Annotated in this window: 23 protein-coding genes; 8 read left to right on the top strand and 15 right to left on the bottom strand. The window is 61.5% G+C overall.

All coding sequences use genetic code 11. The features are described 5' to 3' along the window. Positions 1-61 precede the first annotated feature (61 nt). Entirely contained in the window at positions 62-997 is a 936-nt protein-coding gene (locus E4T63_RS16075; RefSeq protein WP_135295992.1) for a Ppx/GppA family phosphatase, read from the bottom strand. Between the two features lie 297 nt (positions 998-1,294). Here E4T63_RS16075 and E4T63_RS16070 point away from each other — a divergent pair, with 297 nt between their 5' ends. Together E4T63_RS16070 and map are read left to right on the top strand one after the other, a co-directional pair. Then, positions 1,295-1,522, top strand: coding sequence for a ParD-like family protein (locus E4T63_RS16070; RefSeq protein ID WP_025111624.1), 228 nt, complete (start codon positions 1,295-1,297; stop codon positions 1,520-1,522). After that, complete coding sequence (map, locus tag E4T63_RS16065; RefSeq protein WP_135295991.1) at positions 1,519-2,310, top strand: type I methionyl aminopeptidase; 792 nt, start codon at positions 1,519-1,521, stop codon at positions 2,308-2,310. The genes E4T63_RS16070 and map overlap by 4 nt, the downstream gene beginning before the upstream one ends. 132 nt (positions 2,311-2,442) lie before the next feature. Here map and E4T63_RS16055 read toward each other — a convergent pair whose 3' ends face one another. The 5 genes from E4T63_RS16055 to ribBA all read right to left on the bottom strand — a co-directional run bounded on the left by E4T63_RS16055 (position 2,443) and on the right by ribBA (position 7,852). Next, a complete protein-coding gene (locus tag E4T63_RS16055; RefSeq protein WP_135295990.1) occupies positions 2,443-3,597 on the bottom strand; it encodes an ABC transporter ATP-binding protein in 1,155 nt (384 codons plus the stop codon). Between the two features lie 17 nt (positions 3,598-3,614). Then, the gene (locus E4T63_RS16050; RefSeq protein WP_025111627.1) at positions 3,615-4,424 is read right to left on the bottom strand and encodes an ABC transporter permease; all 810 of its coding nucleotides are present in this window, start codon (positions 4,422-4,424) and stop codon (positions 3,615-3,617) included. A 6-nt stretch (positions 4,425-4,430) separates the two neighbouring features. Continuing rightward, positions 4,431-5,345: an ABC transporter permease gene (locus E4T63_RS16045; RefSeq protein ID WP_135296936.1), complete on the bottom strand. Its 915-nt coding sequence runs from the start codon at positions 5,343-5,345 to the stop codon at positions 4,431-4,433. After that, positions 5,342-6,367 carry an ABC transporter substrate-binding protein gene (locus E4T63_RS16040; protein ID WP_135295989.1) on the bottom strand — a complete coding sequence of 342 codons (1,026 nt, stop codon included), beginning with the start codon at positions 6,365-6,367 and terminating at the stop codon, positions 5,342-5,344. Before E4T63_RS16040 ends, E4T63_RS16045 begins: the two co-directional genes overlap by 4 nt. Before the next feature lie 375 nt (positions 6,368-6,742). Then, the gene (ribBA, locus tag E4T63_RS16035) at positions 6,743-7,852 is read right to left on the bottom strand and encodes a bifunctional 3,4-dihydroxy-2-butanone-4-phosphate synthase/GTP cyclohydrolase II (protein ID WP_135295988.1); all 1,110 of its coding nucleotides are present in this window, start codon (positions 7,850-7,852) and stop codon (positions 6,743-6,745) included. A gap of 68 nt (positions 7,853-7,920) precedes the next feature. Here ribBA and E4T63_RS16030 point away from each other — a divergent pair, with 68 nt between their 5' ends. After that, on the top strand, positions 7,921-8,217 hold the full coding sequence (locus E4T63_RS16030) for a DUF1330 domain-containing protein (protein ID WP_098964284.1): 297 nt from the start codon (positions 7,921-7,923) through the stop codon (positions 8,215-8,217). A 124-nt stretch (positions 8,218-8,341) separates the two neighbouring features. Here the strand turns inward: E4T63_RS16030 and E4T63_RS16025 are convergent, their stop codons facing one another. From E4T63_RS16025 to E4T63_RS15995, 7 genes are all read right to left on the bottom strand, one after another. Continuing rightward, positions 8,342-8,905 carry an NUDIX hydrolase gene (locus E4T63_RS16025; protein ID WP_098964282.1) on the bottom strand — a complete coding sequence of 188 codons (564 nt, stop codon included), beginning with the start codon at positions 8,903-8,905 and terminating at the stop codon, positions 8,342-8,344. 1 nt (position 8,906) lies between these two features. Next, the gene (locus E4T63_RS16020; RefSeq protein WP_007968636.1) at positions 8,907-9,659 is read right to left on the bottom strand and encodes a GntR family transcriptional regulator; all 753 of its coding nucleotides are present in this window, start codon (positions 9,657-9,659) and stop codon (positions 8,907-8,909) included. Between the two features lie 58 nt (positions 9,660-9,717). Further along, on the bottom strand, positions 9,718-10,107 hold the full coding sequence (locus E4T63_RS16015) for a carboxymuconolactone decarboxylase family protein (protein WP_027613073.1): 390 nt from the start codon (positions 10,105-10,107) through the stop codon (positions 9,718-9,720). Positions 10,108-10,315: 208 nt separating this feature from the next. Next, positions 10,316-10,801 (bottom strand): flavin reductase family protein, encoded by a 486-nt coding sequence (locus tag E4T63_RS16010; RefSeq protein WP_098964281.1) that lies wholly within the window; start codon positions 10,799-10,801, stop codon positions 10,316-10,318. Between the two features lie 12 nt (positions 10,802-10,813). Further along, positions 10,814-12,295 carry an aldehyde dehydrogenase gene (locus tag E4T63_RS16005; protein WP_135295987.1) on the bottom strand — a complete coding sequence of 494 codons (1,482 nt, stop codon included), beginning with the start codon at positions 12,293-12,295 and terminating at the stop codon, positions 10,814-10,816. After that, positions 12,292-13,125: an alpha/beta fold hydrolase gene (locus tag E4T63_RS16000; protein WP_135295986.1), complete on the bottom strand. Its 834-nt coding sequence runs from the start codon at positions 13,123-13,125 to the stop codon at positions 12,292-12,294. Before E4T63_RS16000 ends, E4T63_RS16005 begins: the two co-directional genes overlap by 4 nt. Positions 13,126-13,156: 31 nt before the next feature. Further along, the gene (locus tag E4T63_RS15995) at positions 13,157-13,747 is read right to left on the bottom strand and encodes an amino acid synthesis family protein (protein ID WP_007968626.1); all 591 of its coding nucleotides are present in this window, start codon (positions 13,745-13,747) and stop codon (positions 13,157-13,159) included. A gap of 461 nt (positions 13,748-14,208) precedes the next feature. Here E4T63_RS15995 and E4T63_RS15985 point away from each other — a divergent pair, with 461 nt between their 5' ends. Together E4T63_RS15985 and E4T63_RS15980 are read left to right on the top strand one after the other, a co-directional pair. Then, the gene (locus tag E4T63_RS15985) at positions 14,209-15,252 is read left to right on the top strand and encodes a WD40/YVTN/BNR-like repeat-containing protein (RefSeq protein WP_135295984.1); all 1,044 of its coding nucleotides are present in this window, start codon (positions 14,209-14,211) and stop codon (positions 15,250-15,252) included. Beyond that, positions 15,249-17,633, top strand: a complete 2,385-nt coding sequence (locus E4T63_RS15980; RefSeq protein ID WP_135295983.1) for an efflux RND transporter permease subunit — start codon at positions 15,249-15,251, stop codon at positions 17,631-17,633. The genes E4T63_RS15985 and E4T63_RS15980 overlap by 4 nt, the downstream gene beginning before the upstream one ends. A gap of 305 nt (positions 17,634-17,938) precedes the next feature. Here the strand turns inward: E4T63_RS15980 and E4T63_RS15975 are convergent, their stop codons facing one another. Both E4T63_RS15975 and E4T63_RS15965 read right to left on the bottom strand, forming a co-directional pair. Then, the gene (locus E4T63_RS15975) at positions 17,939-18,658 is read right to left on the bottom strand and encodes a FadR/GntR family transcriptional regulator (RefSeq protein ID WP_134786600.1); all 720 of its coding nucleotides are present in this window, start codon (positions 18,656-18,658) and stop codon (positions 17,939-17,941) included. Positions 18,659-18,844: 186 nt separating this feature from the next. Continuing rightward, the gene (locus E4T63_RS15965) at positions 18,845-20,581 is read right to left on the bottom strand and encodes an IlvD/Edd family dehydratase (RefSeq protein WP_115984925.1); all 1,737 of its coding nucleotides are present in this window, start codon (positions 20,579-20,581) and stop codon (positions 18,845-18,847) included. Positions 20,582-20,775: 194 nt separating this feature from the next. Here E4T63_RS15965 and E4T63_RS15960 point away from each other — a divergent pair, with 194 nt between their 5' ends. The 3 genes from E4T63_RS15960 to E4T63_RS15950 all read left to right on the top strand — a co-directional run bounded on the left by E4T63_RS15960 (position 20,776) and on the right by E4T63_RS15950 (position 24,840). After that, the gene (locus E4T63_RS15960) at positions 20,776-22,098 is read left to right on the top strand and encodes an MFS transporter (RefSeq protein ID WP_007968618.1); all 1,323 of its coding nucleotides are present in this window, start codon (positions 20,776-20,778) and stop codon (positions 22,096-22,098) included. 159 nt (positions 22,099-22,257) lie between these two features. Continuing rightward, positions 22,258-23,250 (top strand): AraD1 family protein, encoded by a 993-nt coding sequence (gene araD1, locus E4T63_RS15955; RefSeq protein ID WP_098964274.1) that lies wholly within the window; start codon positions 22,258-22,260, stop codon positions 23,248-23,250. Between the two features lie 9 nt (positions 23,251-23,259). Then, positions 23,260-24,840: an aldehyde dehydrogenase (NADP(+)) gene (locus E4T63_RS15950; RefSeq protein ID WP_135295982.1), complete on the top strand. Its 1,581-nt coding sequence runs from the start codon at positions 23,260-23,262 to the stop codon at positions 24,838-24,840. The last annotated feature ends 106 nt before the right edge of the window (positions 24,841-24,946 follow it).

The raw sequence follows: 24,946 nt of genomic DNA, 5'->3' as shown, positions 1-24,946 counted from the left end.
TTTTCGACTGACACTCCGCCTTCGCGAGCAAGCCCGCTCCCACACTGGGTTCAGTGATTGGTCAGTGACGGCTCATCAAGCCGTGCAACACACCGAGGCGCAGCCCCGGTTCCGACGGCACCATCTGCGAAATGCCAAACACCTTGAACGCCGCCAGCATCAGCACCAGCCCTCCCGGGAGGATGCTCTGGCGATGCGGTTGCAGACCGGCGAGTTTCAACTGCTGCACGTTCTTCACCTTCAGCAGCAACAGCGACAGGCGCAACAACCCACCATAGGTAATGCCGTCCTGACCGAAGTCATTCAAGCGATTAGCCTTGAGCACCTTCGCCAGCATCCGCGCCGTGCCCGACGAGCCAATGGTTTGCTGCCAGCCCTGCGCGCGATAGCGACGGGCGACTTTTTCGAATTGCAGGATCGCCACGCGCTCGGCTTCCTGCAGCGCACCGGGCGCGATGCGCCCGTCAGGGAAATAGCGTGCGCCCAGTGTGCCGCTGCCAATGGCGATGCTTTCGGTGAGCAACGGTTGCGACCCCTGGCCGAGAATCAGCTCGGTGGAACCACCGCCAATGTCTACCACCAGCCGCATGTCCTCCGCCCCCGGCAGGGAGTGGGCGACGCCGGCATACACCAGTTGCGCCTCTTCATGGCCGGAAATGACGTCGATGCGAAACCCGAGATGGCGTTCGGCACTGTGCAGAAACAACTGCGCATTGTCGGCCTCGCGCACCGCGCTGGTCGCCACGGCCCGCACCTTGCCGGCCTCGAAGCCGCGCAGTTTCTTGCCGAACCGCGCCAGCGCCTGCCAGCCACGATCCAGCGCCATTTCGTCCAGCGCACCGCCGTCGAAGCCCTCGGCCAGCCGCACCGGTTCACGCAGGGTTTTGACTTCCTGAATCATGAAACCCTTACGACTGCGCACCGACTGGCCGATCATCATCCGAAACGCATTCGAACCCAGGTCGATGGCGGCAAACAGCGAGGCGTCTTCTTTCATGGGAATCCCTGCGAAACATCCGTCGAAGGCTCAAGACGGTTTGCGAGGATTCTGCGGTGCGCTTGATGACATCCTGATGACGGGGCAGGGGCGGTTCAGTGAATTGTTGGCTGTCATGACACTGTCATTATCCGGCGTCTATCCTGACCCCAATACATCGCGTGTTCTTAAAGTTTTTGCTGCCTCTTTGGGCAGCTTTTTTTTGCCCGCGATTTGGCAAGCCGTGCGCAAGGTTTGCAATCGTGGGCGTCCCTTGGCTAGTATACGATCCATATACACTTCGTATCGGATTCGGATATGGGCATCGTAAAGATTTCAGAAGACATGCACGAGAACCTGCGCATCTCCAGCACCGCGCTCAGCCGCTCGATCAACGCGCAGGCCGAGCACTGGATGCGCATCGGCATGCTCGCCGAGCTGCACCCCAACCTCGACCACAGCGCCATTTGCCGCTTGCTGATCCGCGCCGAACAGAACGGTGGGCTGGATCTGCATCAACTGACTCAGGAAGCCGTCAGCGCATGAGAAATCAGATCAAGATCAATACCCCTGCGGAAATCGCGAAGTCGCGCGCGGCGGGCAAACTCGCCGCCGAAGTGCTGGCGATGCTGGTGCCGCACGTCAAGGCTGGGGTGACGACCGATGAGCTGGATCGGTTGTGCAACGACTACATCGTCAACGTGCAGAAAGCCATTCCGGCCAACGTCGGTTATCACGGCTTCCCGAAAACCGTCTGCGCCTCGGTCAACGATGTGGTGTGCCACGGCATCCCGTCGGGCACGCCGCTGAAGGATGGCGACATCGTCAACCTCGACATCGCGGTAATCAAGGATGGCTGGTTCGGCGACACCAGCCGCATGTACGTGGTCGGCGAGGCGACGCCTGAAGCACAACACCTGATCAAGACCACCTACGACGCGATGTGCGCGGGCATCCGCATGGTGCGTCCGGGCGCGACACTGGGCGACATCGGTCATGCGATCCAGAGCCTGGCGGAGAGCGAAGGTTTCAGCGTGGTGCGCGAGTACTGCGGGCATGGCATTGGCAAGGTGTATCACGATGAACCGCAGATCCTGCATTACGGTTTTCCCAATCAGGGCATGAAGCTCAAGGCGGGGATGATCTTCACCGTCGAACCCATGCTCAATGCCGGCAAGCGCCACGTGAAGAACATGCCGGACGGCTGGACGGTGCTGACCAAGGATGGCTCGCTGTCGGCGCAGTGGGAGCATATGGTCGCGGTGACCGAAACCGGTTTCGAAATTCTCACGGCGTGGCCGGATCAGATTGAAGGATTTGCACCGATTAGCTGAGCGCCACAAAAAAACTGTGGGAGCGGGCTTGCTCGCGAAGGCGGTGTGTCATTCAACATAAACAGTGACTGACACACCGCCTTCGCGAGCAAGCCCGCTCCCACAAGGGGATTTGCGGGGTTACCGAGATCCTCAGTGGGCGCCGGCGGCTTTGTTGAGGTCGCTTTCAGCCCATTCGGTGTAGACGCAGGCATCCGCCGTGGCCCAGCGCACTCGCACCGGATCGCCAGCCTTGAGCGGCATGCCCGCCGCCGACAGCGCTTTAACCGTCATCGAAGTACCGCCCGACGTCACCACGCTGCAGGTCTGGCTTTCGCCAAGAAACAACACTTCCACCACTTGCGCCGACACCTCATTCCAACCCGCCGCCAGCGGCTCTTCGCTCGCCTGTTGCACGCTCAGCGCCACCGCCTTTTCCGGACGCACCATCAGCAGCACATCCTGCTCGGTGTGCAAGCCGGCAGTCAGGCGAATCGACAATGACTGTCCTTCAAACGAAGCCGCCGCATTGCCCTGCGCCTTGAGCTTGAGGAAGTTCGAGTTGCCGAGGAACGACGCGACAAACGCATTCGGCGGATTCTGATACAGGTCATAACCGCTGCCCAAACCAACAATCTTGCCGTGACTGAAAATCGCGATGCGCTGCGACAGACGCATGGCTTCTTCCTGATCGTGGGTGACGTAGACGATGGTGATGCCTAGGCGCCGATGCAATTGGCGCAGTTCATCCTGCAGGTCTTCACGCAGTTTTTTGTCCAGCGCACCGAGCGGTTCGTCCATCAGCAGAATGCGTGGCTCGTAGACCAGCGCCCGGGCGATGGCGACGCGTTGCTGCTGGCCGCCAGAGAGTTGCGAAGGGCGGCGATGGGCGAATTGTTCGAGCTGCACCAGTTTCAACATCGCATCGACACGCTTGTCACGTTCGGCGGCGGCGAGTTTGCGGATCGCCAACGGGAAAGCGATGTTGTCGCGCACCGACAGATGCGGGAACAGCGAATAGCGCTGGAACACCATGCCGATGTCGCGTTTGTGCGGCGGCACGTTGACCAGCGACTGACCGTTGACCAGGATCTCGCCGCTGCTCGGGGTTTCGAACCCGGCGAGCATCGACAGCGTGGTGCTTTTGCCCGAGCCGCTGGAACCGAGGAAGGTCAGGAACTCGCCGTCCTTGATGTCCAGCGAGATGTTGTCGACGGCGGCAAAGTCGCCGTAGTGCTTGTTCAGATTGCGCAGGCTGACCAGGGGTTTGTCGTTCTGCTGGGATGCGTCTTTGATCACGGCACTCATGTCGTACTCCTGGGCGCTCAGGCGCTGATTTCGTTGCGCCGGCGCAGCGCGGCGGCGATCACCATGACCAATACCGACAGGCCGATCAGCAGCGTCGAAGCGACGGCGATCACCGGGGTCAGGTCCTGGCGCAAAGTGGTCCACATTTTTACGGGAAGGGTTTGCAGGGTCGGGCTGGCCATCATCACGCTGAGCACCACTTCGTCCCACGAAACCAGAAAGGCGAAGAGGGCGCCGGCGACCATGCCCGGACGGATCGCCGGGAACGTCACCTTGAACACCGCTTGCAGGCGTGAGGCGCCGCAGATCACCGCCGCGTCTTCAATCGACTGATCGAACAGCTTCAGCGAGTTGATGATCGAGATGATGGTGAACGGCAGCGCGACGATCACATGGCTGACCACGAAGGCAAACATGGTCCCGGTGTAACCGAGCTTGAGAAATAGCGCGTACACCGCCACCGCGATGATCACCAGCGGCACGATCATCGGCAGGGTGAACAGGCCGTAGAGCATTTCCCGACCGGGGAAGCGCCCGCGCACCAGAGCAAACGCGGTTGGCAGACCGAGGGCCACGGCGCAAATCGTGGTCAGCACGGCAACCTTGAGGCTGGCCGCCGCAGCGTTCATCCAGTCGGCGTTGGAGAAGAACTGACCGTACCATTTCAGCGTCCAGCCCGGCGGTGGGAACACCAGCCACTGCGACGAGCCGAACGACAGCAGGACGATGAACACGATCGGCAACAGCAGGAACAAACCGATCAGTCCGGTGGTTGCATACAAGCCGAAACGCATCCGGCGGCTCATGGCATTGGGAGTCAGGAGCATCTCGGCTTACCTCGCGTTGCTGGCGCCAACCGGGGATTCCGGCTGAAGCTTCAGGTAGAAGTAGAACAGCACCAGCGTGATCGCGATCAGCAACGCGGCGCCGGCACTGGCCAGGCCCCAGTTGAGGAACGATTGCACCTGCTGAATGATGAACTCCGGCAGCATCATGTTCTGCGCCCCGCCGAGCAGCGCCGGGGTGACGTAGTAACCGAGCGACATCACGAACACCATCAACCCGCCGGATGCCAGACCCGGCCGGCACAGCGGCAGGAACACCCGGAAGAAGTTGGTCCACGGGCTGGCGCCGCAGATCGAACCGGCCTGCAGGATCATCGGGTCGATGGCCTGCATGGTCGCCTGCAACGGCAGGACGATGAACGGGATCATGATGTAGCTCATGCCGATCACCACACCGGTCAGGTTGTGCACCATTTCCAGCGGCTGATCGATGATCCCCAGCGCCATCAGCGCCTTGTTGATCACGCCCGAGGCTTGCAGCAACACCAGCCACGAATAGGTGCGGGCGAGCAGGCTGGTCCACATCGACAGCAGCACGATGTTGAGAATCCAGCGGCCCCAGCCGCGCGGTACCAGGGTGATCGCCCAGGCCAGCGGAAAGCCCAGCAACAGGCTGAAAATCGTTACCAGTCCGGCCACCGAAAAGGTGTTGAGCAGCACCCGTGCATACGCCGAGTTGGCGAACAGTTGTTCATAGTTGCCAAGGCCCGGGGTCGGTTCCAGCACGCCGCGCAACAGCAGGCCAATCAACGGCGCCAGGAAGAATAAACCGAGGAACAATAGTGCCGGGGCGAGATTGCCGGCACCTTTCCAGCGTTGTCTGAGAGAGGGGGTCGAGCCGGCAACGCCGGTGGCGCTCCCGGTCACCGTTGCAGGACGAGGCGCAGCAGCCGCCATTTTCATTTGACCAGCCATTCGTTCCACCGTGTCGCGATGGCTTGACCGTTCTTGGCCCAGTACGCGAAATCAAGAGTGATCTGATCCTTGGCGTAAGCCGTCGGCAGGTTCGGGGCCAGCACCGAGTCCAGGCGCGCCACGCTGTCGACGTTGACCGGGGCGTAGGCGGTCAGGTTGGAGAAGTCGGCCTGGCCTTTGGCACTGCTGGCGTTGGCCAGAAACTTCATCGCCGCGTCCTTGTTTTTCGAGCCTTTTGGAATTACCAGAATGTCGGCCATGACCAGGTTCTGTTTCCAGCTCACACCCACCGGCGCGCCGTCTTCCTGCAGAGCGTGAATCCGGCCGTTCCAGAACTGACCCATGCTCGCTTCACCGGAGGCCAGCAGTTGCTGCGACTGCGCGCCGCCGCCCCACCAGACGATGTCTTTCTTGATGGTGTCGAGTTTCTTGAAGGCGCGATCCAGATCCAGCGGGTAGAGCTTGTCAGCCGCTACGCCGTCGGCCAGCAGCGCCAGTTCGAGCACGCCGGGGCTTGGCCATTTATAGAGCGCGCGTTTGCCGGGGTAGGTCTTGGTGTCGAACAGCGCGGTCCAGTCCTGCGGCTTGGCGGCGCCGAGCTTGCCTTCGTTGTAGCCGAGGACGAAGGAGAAGAAGAACGAGCCGACGCCGTAATCGCTGACGAAACGCGGGTCGATCTTGTCGCGCTGGATGACTTTGAAATCGAGGGGTTCGAGCAGGCCTTCGGAAGCGGCGCGCAGGGCGAAATCGGCTTCGACATCGACCACGTCCCATTGCACGTTGCCGCTCTCGACCATGGCCTTGAGTTTGCCGTAGTCGGTCGGGCCGTCTTGCACCACGGTGATGCCGCTGGCCTTGCTGAACGGATCGGCCCAGGCCTGTTTCTGCGCATCCTGGGTGCTACCGCCCCAGCTGACGAAGTTCACGCTTTCGGCGGCCATTGCAGCCTGGCCGGTCACGCTCAGCAGTCCCGCAAAAAGGATTGCGGTTGCAGCTTTGTTCAACACCATTTTTACGCCCTCATTGTTGTGTTTTTGAGCGGGCTTGCGTTGTTGCCCGCCTGTCGGGAGCAGTAGCCGGACGGTTTTTCAGGTCGTCCGGTCTATGGAATATCATATTATGGTATTCCAAACTTTGTGCAAGCACTTTGCCTTACCGGTTATCTGTTGATTCTGGTTTTTTGCCTGTGCTCGGCACGAGTCATAGGGCGCACTTTAGAACCAGCCCCTCACCCCAGCCCTCTCCCAAAGGGAGAGGGGAAAGGGAGCCGATTTCCATGCTGTTTAAAACTTGAGTTCGACTCGCAGTTTCAGGTCGATGTATAGCGGTAGAACAACTCGGTCGGCTCCCTCTACCTCCGGGAGAGGGCTGGGGTGAGGGCAGTGTTATTCGGTGAAGGGGATGCTCTCGACCACCTCCAGGTCATACCCGGTCAGCCCCGCATACTTCAGCGGCGGCCCCAGATGCCGCAGCTTGCCCACCCCCAGGTTCTGCAGAATCTGCGCCCCGGTGCCCACCTCCGAATAAATCCGCGATTGCGAGCGACTGAACTGCCTCGGCGGCTGGGTCAGTTGCGGCACGCGCTCGAGAAGCGCCTGCGACGATTCATGATTGGCCAACACCACCACAACGCCATGACCTTCCGCCGCGACCCGTTGCAACGCCGCCCACAGCGTCCAGTTGCTTGGCCCGCTGTACTCGGCGCCGACCAGATCACGCAGCGGATCGATCACATGCACGCGTACTAACGTCGGCTCTTCGCGGCGCAGATCGCCCATCACCATCGCCATGTGCACGCCACCCTCGATGCGGTCTTCGAAAGTGATCAGACGAAAAGTGCCATGCACCGTCGGCAGTTCGCGTTCGCCGATACGTTCGATGGTGTGCTCGGTGCTGAGGCGATAGTGGATCAAGTCAGCGATGGTGCCGATCCTGATCCCGTGCTTGCGCGCAAACACTTCCAGATCCGGACGCCGGGCCATGGTGCCGTCATCGTTCATCACCTCGACGATCACCGAGGCCGGGGTGAAACCGGCCAGGCGGGCAAGGTCGCAGCCGGCCTCGGTGTGGCCGGCGCGGGTCAGCACGCCGCCTTCCTTGGCGCGCAGCGGGAAGATGTGCCCGGGTTGCACCAGGTCTTCGGCGCGGGCGTCTTTGGCCACAGCGGCCGCGACCGTGCGGGCGCGGTCAGCTGCAGAAATGCCAGTGGTGACCCCGACCGCCGCTTCGATCGACACGGTGAACGCGGTGCTGAACACGCTGCCGTTGCTCGGCACCATTTGCTCAAGGCCCAGGCGCTGGCAGTGGTCGTCGGTCAGCGTCAGGCAAATCAGCCCGCGCGCCTCACGCGCCATGAAGCTGATCGCCTCCGGTGTGCAGCAGTCGGCGGCCAGCAGCAGGTCGCCCTCGTTTTCTCGATCTTCGTCATCGACCAGCAGGACCATTTTGCCGAGGCGATAATCTTCGAGGATTTCTTCGATGCTGTTGAAGGCCATGCTGGACTCTCAGGGTTTGTTGGAAATATATTGGTATACCATAATACAAAATAAACAAAGAGGTCACTATGAAGGCGTACTGGATTGCCCACGTGGATGTCGACGATGCCGAGCATTACAGCCAATACACCCAGCGCGCACCGGCGGCCTTCGCCGCGTTCGGCGCGAAATTTCTGGCCCGGGGCGGACGCAGCGAAGCGCTGGAGGGCAGAGCTACTCCTCAGCGTAGCGTGGTGATCGAATTCGAGAGCTATGAGAAGGCCGTGGCGTGCTACCACTCGGCGGCGTATCAGGAGGCGAAAAGTTATCGCGAGGAATGGGCGAGGGCGGAGATCGTCATCGTAGAAGGCATCGCACCACTTTAAGCAACACCGAATATCCCCTGTGGGAGCGGGCTTGCTCGCGAAGGCGGTCAATCATTCAACATTTCTATCGACTGACACACCGCCTTCGCGAGCAAGCCCGCTCCCACAGGGGCGAAGGTGATCCTCAGCGGATGAAGTGGATCTTGCCGCTGTCATCATTGCCCATGTAGATCCCATACACCCCGGCCTGACGCTCCTCGATGTAACGCTCGAGAATCTGCCGGATCGCCGGGTAATAGATCTGCTCCCACGGAATGTCCTCAGGGGCGAAGAACTTGTAGTCGAGGGTCTCAGGGCCGAACTGGCCGGTGATCTCCAGCGCGATCGCGCGGAAAATGATGTACACCTCGCTGATCTTCGGCACGCTGAAAATCGAATACGGCGAGACGATTTCCGCGCGCACGCCGCTTTCTTCCCAGACTTCACGCAGCGCCGCCTGCTCGGTGGTTTCGCCGCTTTCCATGAAGCCTGCCGGCAGCGTCCAGGTACCCGGACGCGGTGGGATCGCCCGTTGGCACAAAAGGTATTTGCCGTCCTGCTCGATGATGCAGCCGGCGATGATCTTCGGATTGACGTAGTGGATATAGCCGCAGCCGCGGCACATCAGGCGCTCGTGCGTATCGCCCGGCGGTACCTGCTGACCAAGGTCAGGGCCACCGCATTTCGGGCAAAAGCTCGGGCTGAACATGTCAGTGACCTATACGCGGTTCTTTCAGCGCGATCGGCAGAGTGATGTTCGGCGTGGCGCCAGTCTCTTCCTGTTTGCGCTTGAGGTAGTCGAGGGCCACGGCCGCAGCGGCGCGTACGTGATCGACACAGGCCTGATGCGCCGCCAGTGGATCGCCGCTCTTGATCGCCTCAACCATTTTTTCCATCTCGTGGTTACTCGCGCCGCGCCGGTTTTCCTGGGACACCGAAGTTGCCCGCAGGTAGCTGATGCGCGCTTGCAACTGGCGTAATTGAGTGGCCGCAACGTGGTTGCCCGAGCCTTCGAGCAGTACGTCGTAGAAGCCCTGCACCGAGTCGATCACCTGTTGCAGTTCGCCGTCCTTGAGTGCCTTGCGGTTCTCGTCGAGGGCTTTTTCCAGGGCCTTGATGTCCTTGGCTTTGGCGCGCAGGGTGAACAGCTGGACGATCAGGCCTTCGAGCACGCAGCGCAGCTCGTAGATGTCGACTGCATCGGCGAGGGTGATGATCGCCACCCGTGGGCCTTTGGCATCGGCGAACTCGACCAGACCTTCGGACTCCAGGTGACGCAGGGCTTCGCGCACCGATGTGCGGCTGACACCGAGGCGATCGCACAGATCGCGCTCGACCAGACGATCGCCGGGCATGAGCTGAAAATTCATGATCGCGCTACGCAGTTTATCCAGCACGATTTCGCGCAGGGTAACGGGGTTGCGATTGACCTTGAAGCTGTCGTCGAGTGGCTGGCGTTTCATGGGGTCCGCTCTTTACTGTGGCTGTCCATGCCAGACGGGCATCAAAACAGCCGAGGGGTTAACTGGAGGCCTCGGCGTCGGCTTCGGCGAAGGCTTCACGGGCGAGCCGGAAACTGTCCACGGCTGCCGGGACGCCGCAATAAATACCGACCTGAAGCAGAATTTCGCGTATTTGCTCACGACTCAGGCCGTTACGCAAGGCGCCGCGCACATGCAGCTTGAGTTCGTGCGGGCGGTTGAGCGCCGAGATCATCGCCAGGTTGATCATGCTGCGCTCCTTGAGCGACAAACCCTCACGCCCCCAGACATGGCCCCAGCAGTATTCGGTGACCATTTCCTGCAACGGGCGGGTAAAGTCGTCGGCGTTGTCGATGGAGCGCTGCACATAGGCTTCGCCCAGCACCTGGGTGCGGATCTTCAGGCCTTTTTCGTACTTTTCGTTACTCATCATTCCTCCTCACAACAGAGACCCCCTTTTGGAATGAAACCTGTGGTGAGGGGATTTATCCCCGACGGGGTGCGAAGCGCCCCCAAACCTGCAACCGCGAATTGCCAGACACACCGCGTGCAAGGATCTTACGACTGCTTCGCAGCCGGTCGGGGATAAATCCCCTCACCACAATGGGCAGTTCCACATTGGGATTTGGGTGTGTTAATCAGGCCAGGGTTGGCAACGGCCCGAGCTTGCCCTTGTGATAAATCATCGGCGTCACCGGTTGCTCGGGCAGGATCAGGTTCTTCACCGCGCCGACAATGATCGCGTGATCACCACCGTCGTATTCACGCCACAACTCGCACTCGATGATTGCCGTGGCCTTGGCGAGGATCGGGTTACCCAGTTCGCTCAAATGCCACTGGATGTTTTTGGCCTTGTCCTTGCCTTTACCGGCGAAAGCGTAGGCCTCGGCGGTCTGGTCGGCGGACAGCAAATGGATCGCGAACTTCTTGCTGTCGCGCAGCACCGGGTAGGTGTCGGAGGCATAGTTGGGGCAGAACAGCACCAGCGCCGGATCAATCGACAGCGCGCTGAAGGCGCTGGCGGTGATGCCGACGATGCCGCCCTCCGGGTCGAGGGTGGTGACCACCGTGACCCCGGACGGGAATGAGCTCATGACGTCTTTGTAAATGCCGGGTTCGATCATGTCGCAGGACTCCTAGCGCATCACAAACGGATCAGGCATCGGGGCCTGAGAGAGATTGATCCACACCGTTTTCAGTTCGGTGTAGGCCAGCACCGAATCGATGCCGCTTTCGCGTCCATAGCCACTGTTCTTGAAGCCGCCGATCGGCGCCATCGCCGACACCGCACGGTAGGTATTGACCCAGATGATTCCCGAACGCACATCCCGCGCCAGACGATGGGCGCGGCCCAGGTCGCGAGTCCAGATGCCGGCGGCGAGGCCGAACTGCGAGTCGTTGGCAATCGCCAGCGCTTCGGCTTCATCTTTGAAGCGAATCACTGAAGCCACCGGGCCGAAGACTTCTTCCTGCATGATCTTCATCGAGTTGCGGTCGCACTCGAACAGCGTCGGCTCGTAGAACCAGCCGTCACCCAGATCGGTGGGGCGTTTGCCGCCGGTGCGCAACCGCGCGCCTTCAGCAAGGGCATCAGCCACCAAGCCTTCGACTACTGCCAGTTGCTGCGCGGTGGCCATCGGGCCCATTTCGCTGTGGTCTTCCTGCGGGTTGCCGATGCGGATGCGCTGGGCGCGTTCGACCAGACGGTTGACGAACTCGTCGTAGATTTCGTCCTGTACCAACAAACGTGAGCCGGACACGCAGCTCTGGCCCGAGGCCGCATAGATCCCGGCAATCGCGCCGTTGATCGCGCTGTCCAGATCGGCGTCGGCGAAGATGATGTTCGGCGATTTGCCGCCGAGTTCCAGCGACAGCTTGGCGAAGTTTTCGGCGCTGCTGCGCACCACGTGCCGGGCGGTGGCCGCGCCGCCGGTGAAGGCGATCTTGCGGATCAGCGGATGACGGGTGAGGGCGGCGCCGGTGCTCGGGCCGTAACCGGTGACAACGTTGACCACGCCCGGCGGAATCCCGGCTTCGAGGGCCAGACGTGCCAGCTCAAGGATGGTCGCCGAGGCGTGCTCGGACGGCTTGATCACGATGGTGTTGCCGGCGGCGAGGGCCGGGGCCAGTTTGATCGCGGTCAGGTACAGCGGGCTGTTCCACGGAATGATCGCGGCAACCACACCCATCGCTTCGTGCACGGTGTAGGCAAACAGGTCGGGCTTGTCCAGCGGCAGGGTGCCGCCTTCGAGCTTGTCGGCCAAGCCTGCGGTGTAATGGAAGAACTCCGGCAGATAGCCGACCTGACCGCGGGTTTCGCGGATCAGTTTGCCGTTGTCGCGGCTTTCCAGCTGCGCCAGTTGTTCCTTGTTTTCCGCGATCAGGTCACCGAGACGGCGCAGCAGTTTGCCGCGTGCGGTGGCGGTGAGGCCGCGCCAGGCCGGGCTGTTGAAAGCCGTCTGCGCCGCTTGCACCGCGCGTTCGACGTCAGCTTCATCGGCGTCAGGCAGTTCGGCCCAGGCTTGCGCGCTGGCCGGGTTGAGGCTTTCGAAAGTCTTGCCGGAGAGGGCGTCGACCCATTCTCCGCCGATGCACATCTGGAAGCGTGCGAGTGTCATGCAACGATCCCCTTTATAGGGTTTTGTCGGGAGTGTGCGAATTCGAGAAATTCCAGCAGCGTCTGGTTGACCAGCCGCGGCGACTCTACCGGCATCATATGCCGTTGCTCGGGCAGCACCGCAACCTTCGCGCCGGGGATGCGTCGGGCCAGTTGCTCGGCCATTTCCGGGGTGGAGCCGGGGTCGAGTTCGCCGGTGGCGATCAGCGTCGGCGCCTGGATGCTGCCGAGGTCGTCGGCGCGGTACATGTCCTGCGTGGCGAACAATTCGTAGGTGGTCAGGTAACCCTGCGGGTCGTTGCCGGCCAGGGTCTGACGAATGGCTGCGATCTGCGCCGGGTTGGCCGCCTGATATTCACGGCTGAACCAGCGCGACAGCGCCGCTTCGGCGTTGGCATCCGGGCCGTGCTCAGCGGCCTGCGCGGTACGGGCGATGACCCCGGCGCGCTGTTCTTCACTGCGGTTGAACACGCTGTTAAGCACCACCAGGCTTTGCAGGCGCTCCGGGTAGTGCAGGGCAAACGCCCGTGCCACCAGTCCGCCCATGGAGAAACCGATCACCGCTGCCTGGGGCAGATTCAGGTGATCGAGCAGCTCCAGCAACTGATCGGCATAACCGAGCAGGCCGGTGCCGCTGGCCGGGCGCGGGCTGGCGCCGTGGCCGAGCATGTCGTAGGCGATCACCCGGTATTGGGCAGACAGGCCAACGATCTGGCCGCCCCACATTTCTTTGTTCAGGCCCACGCCGTGGATCAAGACCACGGGCTGGCCTTGGCCGGTCGCCAGGTAACTGGTGCCAGCCGGGGTGAGTTCAGCGGTGAGCCGAATCATGGAGCGCTCCTGCAATGCCTTTTTATTGTGATTACTGGGCTTTTTCGGCGGCCAGTTCTTCCAGATCGATGTAGCGGTTGCCGATGCGCGGGTGCAGGCGACCACCGTCGGCGCAACCGAGCACCACGACGATTTCGTCGGCACGCGGCGCGTCTTCGATCTGCATTTCCAGGGTGATGTAGTGCGAACGCAGCCCTTCGTCGTCCTTGTGCATCATCGGGATCTGGATCGAGGTTCCCGGGCCGCCGCGCTTGTTGGTGAAGCTCAGGTAGCTCTTGGCCTTGACCGCTTCGCGGTAGTGATTGCCGAAGCGCAGGGTGTGGATCACCGCCGAGGCGTGTTCGATCTCGCCGTCGGCGCCGACCACTGCCGCTTTGCCGTACGCCTCGATCTTCTCGGCGCCGCCGATGATGCCCACCAGACGCTCGACCATCATGGCGCCGAGGTCGGAGCAGTTGGCGCGGATCTGCGGTTTCAGATCCTCAACGAAACCGTTGCCGACCCACGGGTTCTTCATCACCACAGCCAGGCCGACCATGGTCACTGGCTTGTCAGTGGCCTTGCCGCCTTCGATGAAGGTTTCTTCGACATAGCTGACGATCTTGCGAATTTCGAAACTCATGAGCTGCTCCGTAGGGGGATTGAGAGTGTCTGTGCGTCTGATGGTATACCATAATACCGATCGTGCAAGTCCCCCACGCAAGATTTGCCGCATCCATCCGGCGAATGGCGGTGTATTCATCCGCCAGCCCCAATCTCACAAACACCATTGCACCCTGTGGGAGGGGGCTTGCTCCCGAAAGCGGTGGATCAGTCGACATCTCTGGTACCTGACACATCGCCTTCGGGAGCAAGCCCCCTCCCACAGTGGAAATCACCACCGACAGGAGGCCCATCCGGTTAACAAAAGATAACGTGGCGCCGATTGTCAGACGTTTCCAAAGCCCGATAGGATGAGCCAGCTTCCCAAGGCGCTCTGGACTGCGGGTTTCACGGCTATGCTTGTGACCTGTCAGTTACCACGAGCACCCTTGCGGCGCCCTAAGGCCCAATGGCCTAACAATAATAAATAGGGGAAGGTCTATGAGTCGTTGCCGCCCGCCGGCGTTTCGCAACACCGCGTTGCTGGCCACAGCCCTCACACTGCTGGGCTGTGCTGCCTTGTCGGCACCCGTGCTGGCCGCCGAAGCGCCCGCCGACGGGGTGTATTCCACCGAATCGGCCAAAGCCGCCAAAAGCCTGATGCTCGATGTTGTCCACGCCGGCACCCGGTTGGTGGCGGTGGGTGATCGCGGGCACATTCTCTATTCCGATGACCAGGGCAAGACCTGGACCCAGGCCAAGGTGCCGACCCGGCAACTGCTGACGGCGGTGTATTTCGTCGACGACAAGCACGGCTGGGCGGTCGGTCACGACGCGCAGATTCTCGCCAGCGAAGACGGCGGCCTGACCTGGAGCAAACAGTTCGAAGACCTCAAGCGCGAAGCACCGCTGCTCGACGTCTGGTTCCGGGACGTTAATCACGGTGTTGCGGTCGGTGCCTACGGTGCGCTGCTGGAAACCACCGACGGCGGCAAGAACTGGCAAGACGTCAGCGACCGCCTCGACAATCAGGATCAGTTCCACCTCAACGCCATCGCCGCCGTCAAGGACGCCGGGCTGTTCATCGTCGGCGAGCAGGGCAGCATGTTCCGCTCCCCGGACTGGGGCCAGACCTGGGAGAAACTCCAGGGCCCGTATCAAGGCTCGCTGTTCGGCGTGATCGGCACCGCGCAAGCGCAGACTCTGTTGGCCTACGGCCTGCGCGGCAACCTCTACCGCTCCAGCGATTTCGGCAGCACCTGGCAGCAGGTCGAACTCAAGGCCGCGCGCGGTGCGCTGGAGTTCGGTCTGTCCGGCGCGACCCTGCTCGCGGATGGCTCGATTGTGATCGTCGGCAACGGCGGCTCGGTGATCAGCAGCAGCGACAACGGCGAAACCTTCAGCGTGTTCAACCGCCCGGACCGCATCTCGCTGTCCTCGGTCACTGCGGCCGGCGACGGCAATCTGATTCTGACCGGGCAGGGCGGCGTGCACACCACGCAGCCCAACGGCGCCGAGATCAATAATAAGAAGGCGGGGCTATGACTTCCTTGATCACTCCTCAGCAGGACAAAGCGACGTTCCTCGAACGTCTGATTTTCAACAACCGCCCGGCCGTGATCCTGATCTGCCTGGTGGTCAGCATCTTCCTGTTCTGGCAGGCCACGCTGATCCGGCCGTCCACCAGTTTCGAAAAAATGATCCCGCTCAAGCATCCGTTCATCGAAAAGATGATGGAGCACCGCAACGATCTGGCGAACCTGGGCAACACCGTACGGATTTCGGTGGAAGCCAAAGACGGCGACATCTTCTCCAAGGAGTACATGGAGACCCTGCGGCAGATCAACGACGAGGTGTTCTACATCTCCGGCGTCGACCGCTCCGGCCTCAAGTCGCTGTGGAGTCCGAGCGTACGCTGGACCGAAGTGACCGAGGAAGGTTTTGCCGGCGGTGAAGTGATTCCGCAGAGCTACGACGGCTCGCCGGACAGCCTCGACATGCTGCGCAACAACGTCCTCAAGTCGGGGCAGGTCGGGCGTCTGGTGTCCAATGACTTCAAGTCGAGCATCGTCGACATCCCGCTGCTGGAGTCCTACCCGGACCCGCAGGACCAAGGCAAGTTGCTGGCGCTGGACTACCGCCAGTTCTCCCATGAACTCGAAGACAAGATCCGCAACAAGTTCGAAGCGCAGAACCCCAACGTCAAGATCCATATCGTCGGTTTCGCCAAGAAGGTCGGTGACCTGATCGACGGTCTGGTGATGGTGGTGATGTTCTTCGGCATCGCCTTCGTCATCACCCTGATCCTGCTGCTGTGGTTCACCAACTGCCTGCGCAGTACCGTGGCGGTGTTGAGTACCACACTGGTGGCGGTGGTCTGGCAGCTCGGGCTGATGCACTTCTTCGGTTTCGGACTCGATCCGTATTCGATGCTGGTGCCGTTCCTGATCTTCGCCATCGGCATTTCCCACGGCGTGCAGAAGATCAACGGGATCGCCCTGCAATCGAGTGAAGCGGACAACGCTCTGACCGCGGCGCGGCGTACCTTCCGGCAACTGTTCCTGCCGGGGATGATCGCGATTCTCGCTGACGCCGTGGGCTTCATCACGCTGCTGATCATCGACATCGGGGTGATCCGCGAACTGGCGATCGGCGCCTCCATCGGCGTGGCGGTGATCGTGTTCACCAACCTGATCCTGCTGCCGGTGGCGATTTCCTATGTCGGCATCAGCAAGCGCGCGATTGCCAAGAGCAAGAAGGACGCGAATCGCGAACATCCGTTCTGGCGTTTCCTGTCGAACTTCGCCAGCCCGAAAGTCGCACCGGTCTCCATCGCTTTGGCGCTGATCGCTTTCGGCGGCGGCCTCTGGTACAGCCAGAACCTGAAGATCGGCGACCTCGACCAGGGCGCGCCAGAGCTGCGTCCGGACTCGCGCTACAACAAGGACAACAACTTCATCATCAACAACTACTCCACCAGTTCCGACGTGCTGGTGGTGATGGTCAAGACCGCCACCGAAGGCTGCTCGCGCTACGAAGCCATGGCGCCGATCGACGAACTGATGTGGAAGATGCAGAACACCGAGGGCGTGCAGTCGGCGATCTCGCTGGTGACCGTGTCCAAGCAGATGATCAAGGGCATGAACGAGGGCAACCTGAAATGGGAAACCCTGTCGCGCAATCCGGATGTGCTGAACAACTCGATCGCCCGCGCCGACGGCCTGTACAACAACAGCTGTTCGCTGGCGCCGGTGTTGATCTTCCTCAACGACCACAAGGCTGAAACCCTCGACCGTGCGGTACACGCGGTGCAGGAATTCGCCAAGGCCAACAACAAGGACGGTCTTGAATTCATCCTCGCCGCCGGTAACGCCGGGATCGAAGCGGCCACCAATGAAGTGATCAAACAGGCCGAACTGACCATCCTGATCCTGGTGTACATCTGCGTCGCGGTGATGTGCATGATCACCTTCCGTTCATGGGCGGCGACCCTGTGCATCGTCCTGCCGCTGGTGCTGACCTCGGTGCTGGGCAACGCGCTGATGGCGTTCATGGGCATCGGCGTCAAAGTCGCGACCCTGCCGGTGGTGGCGCTGGGCGTGGGCATTGGCGTGGACTACGGCATCTACATCTACAGCCGGCTGGAAAGTTTCCTGCGCGCCGGGATGCCGTTGCAGGAAGCCTATTACCAGACCCTGAAATCCACCGGTAAAGCGGTGCTGTTCACCGGTCTGTGCCTGGCGATTGGCGTGTGCACCTGGATCTTCTCGGCGATCAAGTTCCAGGCCGACATGGGCCTGATGCTGACCTTCATGCTGCTGTGGAACATGTTCGGTGCGCTGTGGCTGCTGCCGGCGCTGGCGAAGTTCCTGATCAAACCGGAAAAGCTGGCGGGGCAGAAGGGCAATTCGTTGTTCGCCCACTGATCCGGATGCCTGAAACGACGAAGCCGCAACCTTAAGGTTGCGGCTTTTTTATGAGTCAAGATCAAAAGCCCCTCACCCTAGCCCTCTCCCAGAGGGAGAGGGGACTGACCGAGGTGTGCGGCTTGATACATCGACCTGGAAATACCGAATCGATTATGGATTCACAGCAAATCATGAGATTTGAGATACCAGCCGATTATGGATTCAAAGCAAATCGTTCACGTCGGTGTAGGTCGTCAATATTCCCGGATCGGTCCCCTCTCCCTCGGGGAGAGGGCTAGGGTGAGGGCAAGCGGTCTCAAGGCTTACGAAAGATCCGCCCCAAGCACAACACTCAAGGCACTGCGCGCATCATCCAGCTGAACCAGCGTCGCGTGGCGGGCGCCAAGGGCATCACGGTTCTCGATCGCGGTAAGAATCGCCTTGTGCCGCGGCAGCGCCAGTTCATGCAGATTCGGCCGTTGATTCGAATGCTTCAACGCCTCGGCAATCGCCACCGAAAGCATGTTGCACAGGTTCGCCAGCAGATCGTTATGGGTCGCGTCGGCGATGCGGCTGTGGAAGTCCAGATCCGGTTGCAGCAAGGCTTCCGGCGTCGGCGCTGATTCCATGCGCTGATAGGCTTCGCCGATGGCGGCGATGTCGGCCTCTGTCGCGTGCTGGGCGGCGAGGGCGGCAGCGGCCGGTTCGATGATGCTGCGCACGCTGGTCAGCACATTGAAGAATTCATTCTGCGGACTGCTTTGCATCAGCCAGTGCAGCACGTCCGGGTCGAGCATGTGCCACTCGCGACGGGCCTTGACCACCGTACCGACGCGCGGTTTTGAATACACCAGCCCCTTGGCCACCAGCACCCGCGTGGCTTCGCGCAACACCGGCCGGCTCACCGCGTATTCCTCGCACAACAGCGCTTCGGCGGGCAGTTTGTCGTCGGGCAAAAAACGTCCGGAGACGATCTGCATGCCCAGTTCCTGGACAATGCGCGAGTGCATGCTTTTACGGTCGGAAGGTTTGCGGTAATCCATGGGGAACGGCGCGATCCTGAGCGATGGAGATGCCGCGCATCATAGCAGGCGTGCGGCGATCTTGAGGCTGATGCATAGCAAATGTAGGAGTGAGCCTGCTCGCGATGGCGGTGTGTCAGTCAGCATCGATACCAACTGGCGGACCGCTATCGCGAGCAGGCTCACTCCTACAGTAGATCTGCGGTGTCAGTGAGAATGACGCGGGACTTCCGCCCCTCGGCAACCCACCAGGAAGTCAAAGTCACAGCCCTGATCCGCCTGCAGCACATGGTCGATGTACAGCTGACGATAGCCGCCGACCAGTAGCTGCTGCGGTGGCTGCAGATCTGCCATGCGCGCCGCCAGTTCGGCATCCGGAATATCCAGATGCAAACGCCCGCTGGCGCAATCCAGCTCGATCCAGTCGCCTTCCTGCACCACCGCCAACGGCCCGCCGGCCGCCGCTTCCGGGGCAACGTGCAAAACCACCGTGCCGTACGCGGTGCCGCTCATTCGCGCATCAGAAATGCGCACCATATCGGTCACACCCTGAGCCAGCAGCTTGGCCGGCAAGCCCATGTTGCCCACCTCGGCCATGCCCGGATAACCCTTCGGCCCGCAATTCTTCATCACCAGAATCGAATCTTTATCGACATCCAGTTCCGGATCATTGATCCGCGCCTTGTACATGTCGAAGTTTTCAAACACCACCGCACGGCCACGATGCTGCATCAGCTCAGGCGTAGCGGCGGACGGCTTGAGCACCGCACCGAGCGGCGCCAGGTTGCCGCGCAGCACGCAGATACCGCCGTCAGCGCGGATCGGATTGTCAAGGGTACGGATCACTTCGTCCTCGCCGTAGATCGGCGCGTCCTTGGTGTTTTCGCCCAGCGATTTACCGTTGACGGTGAGGGCATCCGGATTGGGGATCAGATTAGCCTCGCCGAGACGGCGCAGCACCGCCGGCAAGCCGCCGGCGTAGTAAAACTCTTCCATAAGGAAACGCCCGGACGGTTGCAGGTCGACAATGGTCGGCATGCCGCGCCCGATACGCGTCCAGTCGTCCAGATCCAGCTCGACACCGATGCGCCCGGCGATGGCTTTCAAGTGGATCACCGCGTTGGTCGAACCGCCAATAGCCGCGTTGACCCGAATGGCGTTTTCAAAGGCTTCCTTGGTCAGGATCTTCGACAGGCGCAAGTCTTCGCGCACCATCTCCACCGCGCGCATGCCGGACATGTGCGCCAGCACATAACGCCGCGCATCCACCGCCGGAATCGCTGCGTTGTGCGGCAGGGACGTGCCCAGTGCTTCGGCCATGCAAGCCATGGTCGACGCGGTGCCCATAGTGTTACAGGTGCCCGCCGAGCGTGACATGCCGCCCTCGGCCGCGAGGAAGTCGTCAATGGTGATAGTGCCGGCCTTGACCTGTTCGCTGAGCTGCCAGACCACGGTGCCGGAGCCGATGTCCTTGCCCTTGTGCTTGCCGTTGAGCATCGGCCCGCCGGTGACGACGATCGCCGGCACGTCGCAACTGGCCGCGCCCATCAGCAGCGCCGGGGTGGTTTTGTCGCAGCCGGTCAGCAGCACCACGCCGTCAATCGGGTTGCCGCGAATCGCTTCTTCGACGTCCATGCTCGCCAGGTTGCGGGTGAGCATGGCGGTCGGGCGCAGGTTCGACTCGCCATTGGAGAACACCGGGAATTCCACCGGAAAGCCACCAGCCTCGATCACCCCGCGTTTGACGTGCTCCGCGATCTGGCGGAAATGCGCGTTGCACGGGGTCAGTTCCGACCAGGTGTTGCAGATGCCGATGATCGGCTTGCCATGAAACTGGTGGTCGGCGATGCCCTGATTCTTCATCCAGCTGCGGTACATGAAGCCGTTCTTGTCGGCAGTGCCAAACCATTGGGCCGAGCGCAGGGTGGGTTTCTTCTCAGACATGATCGATTCTCTTATTGTAAGACTATTGTTTGCGAGTCACGGCTAAACATAAGCGCAAAATCGCCGCTTTGGAAGTGTTGTTGGGTAATTAGTATTACTATATAGTCGTTTTCGACGGAGGGATTGGCCCTGGCGGATTTCCGCGAGAGGCGTCCCCCGAGGTTCCATAAAAACAACAATCGGAGACCGATCCCATGAGCCAGGAACTGCGGCTTGTCCGGCGCATCACGCTGAAACTGATTCCTTTCCTGATCCTGCTGTACCTGATCGCCTATGTGGATCGCTCCGCCGTCGGCTTCGCCAAGCTGCACATGGGCGCCGACATCGGCATCGGTGACGCGGCCTACGGTCTCGGTGCCGGACTGTTTTTCATCGGCTACTTTCTTCTCGAAATCCCCAGCAACCTGATGCTCGAGCGCTTCGGTGCGCGGCGCTGGTTTGCGCGGATCATGATCACCTGGGGCGCGATCACCATCGGTATGGCGTTCGTCCAGGGCCCGCACAGTTTCTACGTGATGCGCTTTCTGCTCGGCGCGGCGGAGGCGGGGTTCTTCCCCGGCGTTCTGTACTACATCACCCAATGGTTTCCGGTGCGCCATCGCGGCAAGATCCTCGGCCTGTTCATCCTCTCGCAACCCATCGCGATGATGATCACCGGCCCGGTATCCGGCGGCTTGCTGGGCATGGACGGCATCCTCGGTCTGCACGGCTGGCAGTGGCTGTTCATCGTCATCGGCACCCCGGCGATCCTCCTGACCTGGCCGGTATTGCGCTGGCTGCCCGACGGCCCGCAGAACGTGAAGTGGATGGATCAGGCCGAGAAAGACTGGCTGACCGGCGAACTGAAAAAAGATCTTCAGGAATACGGCCAGACCCGTCACGGCAACCCGCTGCATGCGCTCAAAGACAAACGCGTGTTGCTGCTGGCACTGTTTTACCTGCCGGTGACCCTGAGCATTTATGGCCTCGGCCTGTGGCTGCCGACGCTGATCAAACAGTTCGGCGGCAGCGATCTGGTGACCGGTTTTGTCTCGGCGGTGCCGTACATCTTTGGCATCGTCGGTCTGCTGATCGTGCCGCGCAGTTCCGACCGCATGAATGATCGCTACGGCCATCTGGCGGTGCTCTATGTACTGGGCGCGCTGGGCCTGTTCTTCAGCGCGTGGCTGACCCTGCCGGTGGCGCAACTGGCGGCGCTGTGCCTGGTGGCGTTTGCGCTGTTTTCCTGCACGGCGGTGTTCTGGACCTTGCCGGGACGATTCTTCGCTGGGGCGAGTGCGGCGGCGGGGATTGCGCTGATCAACTCGGTGGGCAACCTCGGCGGCTACATCGGGCCGTTCGTGATCGGCGCGCTGAAGGAGTACACCGGGAATCTGGCTTCGGGGCTGTATTTCCTCAGTGGGGTGATGGTGTTCGGTTTGATCCTGACGGGCATCGTCTACCGCGTGCTTGAGCGCAAACACGTGCTACCGGTCGAGCAGTTCGCCGCCAGTGCGCGCGGTGCTACCCGAACCTGAATCTGCAGAACAACATGGAACCCATGTGGGAGCGGGCTTGCTCGCGAATGCGGTGGGTCAGCCACCATCATTCGTTGAATGAAACACCGCATTCGCGAGCAAGCCCGCTCCCACAATGGATCGGCGCCGAACTCAAGACTGGTTTACAGGAGAGGACATATGCATCTGGTTCAATTCGAATTGATTAACGGCGAGCGCCGCGTCGGCGTGGTCGACAACGGGCTGATCCGCGAAGTGCAGGACGCCCGCAGCGTACGCGATCTCGCACTGGCCGCGATCGAGGCCGGCGGCACTCTGGAGCAGCAAGTCCAAACCCACGGCCTGGGCATCAGTCATGACTATGCGCAGTTGCTCAAAGACCGGCGCATCCTGCCACCGCTGGATCACCCGGACCCGGCGCACTTGCTGGTCAGCGGTACCGGCCTGACGCACCTGGGCAGCGCTTCGGCGCGGGACAAGATGCACCAGCAGGCCGGCGACGAAGCGCAAATGACCGACACCATGCGCATCTTCAAATGGGGCGTGGAGGGTGGCAAACCGGCGGCGGGGCAGGCGGGCGTGCAGCCAGAATGGTTCTACAAGGGCGACGGCAGCATCGTTGTGCGTCCGGGCGAGGCCTTTCCGTTGCCACCGTTTGCCGAGGATGCCGGCGAGGAACCGGAAATGGCCGGGCTCTACGTCATCGGCCACGACGGCAAACCGTATCGCCTCGGTTTCGCAGTGGGCAACGAATTCTCCGACCACGTCATGGAACGCAAGAACTACCTGTACCTGGCCCACTCGAAACTGCGCAGTTGCAGCTACGGCCCGGAACTGCGCACCGGTGAATTGCCGCAGCATCTGGCCGGCACCAGTCGCATCCTGCGTAACGGCGAAGTGCTGTGGCAAAACGAATTTCTCAGCGGCGAGGCCAACATGTGCCACAGCCTCGCCAACCTCGAATACCACCACTTCAAATACCGCCAGTTCCTGCGTCCTGGCGACGTGCACATCCACTTTTTCGGCACCGCGACCCTGTCGTTCGCCGATGGCATTCGCACCCAACCAGGCGACCGGTTTGAAATCAGCCAGGCCGAATTCGGCGCACCGCTGGTCAACGGTATCGCCCCGGCAGCAGCGGCTTTTCAACCGGACAGCATCGGCACCCTTTAAGGAGCTCCCATGACTCAGATTCTCGGCCACAACTACATCGGCGGACAGCGCAGCGCAGCAGGCAACGTCAAACTGCAAAGCGTCGACGCGACCAACGGCGAACACCTGCCGTACGATTTCATTCAAGCGACTGAAGCCGAAGTCGATGCCGCCGCCAAAGCCGCCGCCGCAGCGTACCCGGCTTATCGCAGCCTCAGCGCCGAACGCCGCGCGCAATTTCTCGACGCGATTGCCGATGAACTGGATGCCTTGGGTGATGATTTCGTCGCGCTGGTCTGCCGCGAAACCGCGCTGCCGGCGGGGCGGATTCAGGGCGAGCGCGGGCGCACCAGCGGCCAGATGCGCCTGTTCGCCAAAGTCCTGCGGCGCGGAGATTTCTACGGCGCGCGAATCGATTTGCCATTGCCGGATCGCCAGCCATTGCCGCGCCCGGATCTGCGCCAGTACCGCATCGGCCTCGGCCCGGTGGCCGTGTTCGGTGCGAGCAACTTTCCGTTGGCGTTTTCCACTGCGGGCGGTGATACCGCTGCCGCGCTGGCCGCCGGTTGCCCGGTGGTGTTCAAGGCCCACAGCGGCCACATGGCAACCGCTGAACTTGTTGCCGACGCACTGATTCGCGCCGCCGAAAAAACCGCGATGCCGGCAGGCGTGTTCAACATGATCTACGGCGGTGGCGTTGGCGAATGGCTGGTCAAGCATCCGGCGATCCAGGCAGTCGGTTTCACCGGTTCGCTCAAGGGCGGTCGGGCACTGTGCGACATGGCAGCGGCGCGGCCGCAACCGATTCCGGTGTTCGCCGAAATGTCGAGCATCAACCCGGTGATCGTTCTGCCTCAAGCCTTGGCTGAGCGCTCGGAAACCATTGCCCGCGACCTGACCGCTTCAGTGGTGCAGGGCTGCGGCCAGTTCTGCACCAATCCGGGTTTGGTCATTGGTATTCGCTCGCCGCAGTTCAGCGCCTTCGTCCAGCAAGTCGCCGGGCTGATTGGCGACCAACCGGCGCAGACCATGCTCAACGCCGGCACCCTCGGCAGCTATGGCAAAGGTCTGCAAAAGTTGCTGGCGCATCCCGGCATCGCGCATCTGGCGGGTAATCCGCAGCAGGGCAGTCAGGCGCAGCCGCAACTGTTCAAGGCAGACGTCAGCCTGTTGATCAACGGCGATGAAGTGCTGCAGGAAGAAGTATTTGGCCCGACCACAGTCATCGTCGAAGTGGCGGACAAGGCCGAGCTCAGCGCGGCGCTGCATGGGCTGCATGGACAGCTGACGGCGACGATGATCGGCGAACTGGTCGACTTCGAACGCTTCCCGGAGCTGACACCGCTGCTCGAACAGAAAGTCGGGCGGATCCTGCTCAATGGCTATCCGACGGGTGTGGAAGTGTGTGATTCGATGGTGCATGGCGGGCCGTATCCGGCGACATCCGATGCGCGCGGAACGTCGGTGGGGACGTTGGCGATTGATCGTTTCCTGCGCCCGGTGTGCTTCCAGAATTACCCCGACAGCTTGCTGCCGGAACCGCTGAAGAATGGCAATCCGTTGCGCATCCAGCGGCTGGTGGATGGCAAGCCCTCGCGCGACGCGTTGTAAATCGCGCCGCACACCCCCTGTGGGAGCGGGCTTGCTCGCGAAGGCATTCTTTCAGTCAGTGATTGATTGCCTGACACACCGCTTTCGCGAGCAAGCCCGCTCCCAC

This window comes from Pseudomonas fluorescens, from assembly GCF_004683905.1.
Lineage (GTDB): Bacteria > Pseudomonadota > Gammaproteobacteria > Pseudomonadales > Pseudomonadaceae > Aquipseudomonas > Aquipseudomonas putida_A.
The sequence above is the reverse complement of the archived record's forward strand: the minus strand, read 5'-3'. Positions and strand labels throughout refer to the sequence as shown.

Excerpts from the sequence above, each read along its gene's own strand:
- E4T63_RS16075 (WP_135295992.1), bottom strand. The coding sequence starts at position 997 with ATGAAAGAAGACGCCTCGCTGTTTGCCGCCATCGACCTGGGTTCGAAT.
- E4T63_RS16070 (WP_025111624.1), top strand. The coding sequence starts at position 1,295 with ATGGGCATCGTAAAGATTTCAGAAGACATGCACGAGAACCTGCGCATC.
- map (WP_135295991.1), top strand. The coding sequence starts at position 1,519 with ATGAGAAATCAGATCAAGATCAATACCCCTGCGGAAATCGCGAAGTCG.
- E4T63_RS16055 (WP_135295990.1), bottom strand. The coding sequence starts at position 3,597 with ATGAGTGCCGTGATCAAAGACGCATCCCAGCAGAACGACAAACCCCTG.
- E4T63_RS16050 (WP_025111627.1), bottom strand. The coding sequence starts at position 4,424 with ATGCTCCTGACTCCCAATGCCATGAGCCGCCGGATGCGTTTCGGCTTG.
- E4T63_RS16045 (WP_135296936.1), bottom strand. The coding sequence starts at position 5,345 with ATGAAAATGGCGGCTGCTGCGCCTCGTCCTGCAACGGTGACCGGGAGC.
- E4T63_RS16040 (WP_135295989.1), bottom strand. The coding sequence starts at position 6,367 with ATGGTGTTGAACAAAGCTGCAACCGCAATCCTTTTTGCGGGACTGCTG.
- ribBA (WP_135295988.1), bottom strand. The coding sequence starts at position 7,852 with ATGGCCTTCAACAGCATCGAAGAAATCCTCGAAGATTATCGCCTCGGC.
- E4T63_RS16030 (WP_098964284.1), top strand. The coding sequence starts at position 7,921 with ATGAAGGCGTACTGGATTGCCCACGTGGATGTCGACGATGCCGAGCAT.
- E4T63_RS16025 (WP_098964282.1), bottom strand. The coding sequence starts at position 8,905 with ATGTTCAGCCCGAGCTTTTGCCCGAAATGCGGTGGCCCTGACCTTGGT.
- E4T63_RS16020 (WP_007968636.1), bottom strand. The coding sequence starts at position 9,659 with ATGAAACGCCAGCCACTCGACGACAGCTTCAAGGTCAATCGCAACCCC.
- E4T63_RS16015 (WP_027613073.1), bottom strand. The coding sequence starts at position 10,107 with ATGAGTAACGAAAAGTACGAAAAAGGCCTGAAGATCCGCACCCAGGTG.
- E4T63_RS16010 (WP_098964281.1), bottom strand. The coding sequence starts at position 10,801 with ATGATCGAACCCGGCATTTACAAAGACGTCATGAGCTCATTCCCGTCC.
- E4T63_RS16005 (WP_135295987.1), bottom strand. The coding sequence starts at position 12,295 with ATGACACTCGCACGCTTCCAGATGTGCATCGGCGGAGAATGGGTCGAC.
- E4T63_RS16000 (WP_135295986.1), bottom strand. The coding sequence starts at position 13,125 with ATGATTCGGCTCACCGCTGAACTCACCCCGGCTGGCACCAGTTACCTG.
- E4T63_RS15995 (WP_007968626.1), bottom strand. The coding sequence starts at position 13,747 with ATGAGTTTCGAAATTCGCAAGATCGTCAGCTATGTCGAAGAAACCTTC.
- E4T63_RS15985 (WP_135295984.1), top strand. The coding sequence starts at position 14,209 with ATGAGTCGTTGCCGCCCGCCGGCGTTTCGCAACACCGCGTTGCTGGCC.
- E4T63_RS15980 (WP_135295983.1), top strand. The coding sequence starts at position 15,249 with ATGACTTCCTTGATCACTCCTCAGCAGGACAAAGCGACGTTCCTCGAA.
- E4T63_RS15975 (WP_134786600.1), bottom strand. The coding sequence starts at position 18,658 with ATGGATTACCGCAAACCTTCCGACCGTAAAAGCATGCACTCGCGCATT.
- E4T63_RS15965 (WP_115984925.1), bottom strand. The coding sequence starts at position 20,581 with ATGTCTGAGAAGAAACCCACCCTGCGCTCGGCCCAATGGTTTGGCACT.
- E4T63_RS15960 (WP_007968618.1), top strand. The coding sequence starts at position 20,776 with ATGAGCCAGGAACTGCGGCTTGTCCGGCGCATCACGCTGAAACTGATT.
- araD1 (WP_098964274.1), top strand. The coding sequence starts at position 22,258 with ATGCATCTGGTTCAATTCGAATTGATTAACGGCGAGCGCCGCGTCGGC.
- E4T63_RS15950 (WP_135295982.1), top strand. The coding sequence starts at position 23,260 with ATGACTCAGATTCTCGGCCACAACTACATCGGCGGACAGCGCAGCGCA.